Here is a 3,253-nt window from a genome sequence, read left to right as displayed (position 1 = left end):
CCCCTCTGGGGCCCGCGCCCGGCGTCCGGGTTGCCCCCCCCCGCCCGCCGGGGGGGGGGGGGGGGGGGGGCGGCCGCTTCACCGGCCTCCCCTCATCCGCCCCTTTCGGGGCACCTTCTCCCGCCAGCGGGAGAAGGGCTCCTCCCCAGACATCAAGAGTTCCCATGAGCCGCAAGCAAGCCTTCCAGTTCCTCGATCTGCCCCGCACCATGCCGCAGCGCATTCCGGTGGAATTGCGCACGTCCGGCGACTGGGGCGAGCTCTACGGCAAGTTCGACAAAAGCGATGCGCAGTACCAGGCCGGCCGTTGCCTGGATTGCGGCAACCCGTACTGCAGCTGGAAATGCCCGGTACACAACGCCATCCCGCAGTGGCTGCAGCTGGTGCAGGAAGACCGCATCCACGAGGCGGCGACGCTCTGCCATTCGACCAACCCGCTGCCGGAAGTCTGCGGCCGTGTCTGCCCGCAGGATCGCCTGTGCGAAGGCAGTTGCACGCTGGAGGAGTTCGGCGCCGTAACCATCGGTGCGGTCGAGAAGTACATCGTCGATACCGCACTGGCCACCGGCTGGAAGCCTGATCTGCATGCCGTTGAGAGCACCGGAAAGCGCGTGGCCGTCGTTGGTGCAGGCCCCGCAGGTTTGGCCTGCGCTGATCGCCTGGCGCGCGCCGGTGTGCAGGCCGTGGTGTTCGATCGCTACGAACAGATTGGTGGCCTGCTGCAATTCGGCATCCCCAGCTTCAAGCTGGACAAGAGCGTGATCGACCGTCGCCGCGAGATCCTCGAAGGCATGGGCGTGCAGTTCCGCCTGGGCGTGGAGATCGGCCGCGACATCAGCATTGAACAGTTGCAAGCCGACTACGACGCGGTGTTCCTCGGCACCGGTGCCTACCGTTATACCGATGGTGGCCTGATCGGGCAGGACCTGAAGAACGTGCTGCCAGCGCTGCCCTTCCTGGTGCAGAACAGCCGCATTGTCAGTGGCAACGACCCGAAGGGCCGCCCGATTGCCGGCTGGGAAGACCAGATCGCCCTGCCCGACCTCAACGGCAAGCTCGTGGTGGTGCTGGGTGGCGGTGACACCGGCATGGACTGCGTACGCAGCGCGATCCGCCTGGGCGCGGCCAAGGTAACCTGCGCCTATCGCCGTGATGAGGCCAACATGCCGGGCTCGGCGCGCGAAGTGGCCAATGCCCGCGAAGAAGGCGTGCGCTTCCTGTTCAACCGCCAGCCGCTGGCGATTGAAGCGGGCGCGGACGATGAAGTGATCGGCGTGACCGTGGTCGAGACCGAGTTGAGCGCACCGGACGCCAATGGTCGCCGCAACGCGGTGGCCATTGATGGCAGCGAATCGCTGCTGGAAGCCGATGTGGTGATCATCGCGTTTGGCTTCTCGCCGACGTTGCCGGAATGGCTTTCGTCGCAGGGCGTGGAGGCCAGCAGTAACGGTCGCATCATTGCCGGTGGTGCTACGCGTCTTCCCTTCCAGACCCACAACGCCAAGCTGTTTGCCGGTGGTGATGCGGTGCGCGGTGCGGACCTGGTGGTGACTGCGGTTGCTGAGGGTCGTGATGCTGCTGAGAGCATTGTTGCCTTGTTGAAGCGGTAAGGTCGGGTCCGCGCCAAGAGCGCCCTCACCCCTACCCCTCTCCCGTTGAAACGGGAGAGGGGGTTACTTCGGCATTGTTTGTCTAACAGCCGCTGAGTTCGCTGCTTCGGCTGTTGGCTCTGGCTGTTGGCTCTGGCTGTTGGCTCTGGCTGTTGGCTCTGGCTGTTGGCTGTTGGCTTTGGACTATCCGTTCACCCGATAGCGCCGCATTCCCTTCTCCCGCATGCGGGAGAAGGTGCCCGGAGGGCGGATGAGGGGAGCTTTAGCTTTAGCTTTAGCTTTAGCTTTAGCTTTCGCTTTCGCTTTAGCTTTAGCTCCAACGCCACCAACCAACCGACACGCAGCTGCCCTACACTCAAGAACTCCGCACAAAGAGAAATCGCAATGCGCATCGGCCTGGCAGCAAACCGTCTCCATCACGAAAGCGCAGACGCTGCGTTGTTCCGTTGGCTGCGCGCCAGCGAAAGCGGAATACGCGAACTGGGAGTGGAGTTGCACGCCGTTGGCCGCACCTACGACGCCATTGCCGGCACTCATCCTCTGCAGGATTACCACGGACTTCAGCGCTATCCCAACGGCCGCGAAGGCGGCCTGATGAAGCTGGTGGCCGAAGTCGTAGGCATGGGCACCCCAGAGCGCACACTCGATGGCGCGATCTACTTCATCGACCCTGTTGATCCCTCGTCGGTGTTCCCGGAAGCCATCGCACTGAAACGCCAGTGCGTCATTCATGGCAAGCCCTTCATCTCGACAGTGGCCACCGCGCGTGACTGGATTGAAATGGAGCGCATCCACGCCGGCCTCGCACCGGACCCGGGCGCCGACGATCTACATGACTTCAGCAAGCAGACGCTGGCGCTGATCGCCCACGATGCGCGCAAGCCACAGATGCTCGCCTTCGCATCAGAGCACTTCGACGTGTTGTCGCAGTTCGAACAGCGCATCGGTACCGGCACCACCGGTCAACGCTTGAACGAAATGGCCTGGAGCCGCGGCTGGCCACGCGACCAGGAATGGATCCACCGCTTCCAGAGCGGCCCGCTAGGCGGCGACGCGCAGATTGCGGACCGTGTGCTTGAGCATCGCTGCCAACGCGCAATCTTCTTTGAAGATCCGCATGTGGCGCGCCAGCATGAAGCGGATATCCAGTTGTTGGAGCGCGCGGTGACCACGGTTACCGATGAGGCGGTGTGCATCACCGCGCCCAATATTGCTGCCCGCTGGGCAACAGCCGCGCAGATCCGCCAGAAAACCTGACGGTAGTGCCGAACCATGTTCGGCAGGGGCTTTCCAAGCAGCGCCTACAGAACCCCAAGGCTCTGGCTTTGGCTTTGGCTTCTGCCTCGGCTTCTGCTCTAGCTCTTTCTTTCCCTTCTCCCGCCAGCGGGGGAAGGTGCCCGAAGGGCGGATGGGGGGCGCTTCTCGCTTCTGGCTTCGTTCAAGCCTTCCAAGCGAGTTATTTCTACGAGCTTCGCGGCTGATGGCCCTAGGCCACCCTGCGCCGCTCCCACAACAGCCACCAAAGTCCGCCATTACTGCAGGCAAAGAAAAACCCCGCTGCTTCTGGCAGCGGGGTTTTTGGTTTGAATCCTGACGATGACCTACTCTCGCACAGCTTAGGCTGCACTACCATCGGCGCGGCT

The 3,253-nt window shown here is 63.3% G+C and carries 2 protein-coding genes; both read left to right on the top strand.

Features of this window, described 5'->3' with window-relative positions; all coding sequences use genetic code 11:
• The first annotated feature begins 164 nt into the window (after positions 1-164).
• Positions 165-1,610 carry an FAD-dependent oxidoreductase gene (locus ACVOMF_RS20685; protein WP_481510943.1) on the top strand — a complete coding sequence of 482 codons (1,446 nt, stop codon included), beginning with the start codon at positions 165-167 and terminating at the stop codon, positions 1,608-1,610.
• A 384-nt stretch (positions 1,611-1,994) separates the two neighbouring features.
• Positions 1,995-2,867, top strand: a complete 873-nt coding sequence (locus ACVOMF_RS20680; RefSeq protein WP_481510942.1) for a methylglyoxal synthase — start codon at positions 1,995-1,997, stop codon at positions 2,865-2,867.
• Positions 2,868-3,253 lie beyond the last annotated feature (386 nt).

The organism is Stenotrophomonas sp. STEN022, from assembly GCF_056760155.1.
The sequence above is the reverse complement of the archived record's forward strand: the minus strand, read 5'-3'. Positions and strand labels throughout refer to the sequence as shown.

Bases quoted from the DNA above. Each gene is read 5' to 3' on its own strand.
- ACVOMF_RS20685 (WP_481510943.1), top strand. From the start codon at position 165: ATGAGCCGCAAGCAAGCCTTCCAGTTCCTCGATCTGCCCCGCACCATG.
- ACVOMF_RS20680 (WP_481510942.1), top strand. From the start codon at position 1,995: ATGCGCATCGGCCTGGCAGCAAACCGTCTCCATCACGAAAGCGCAGAC.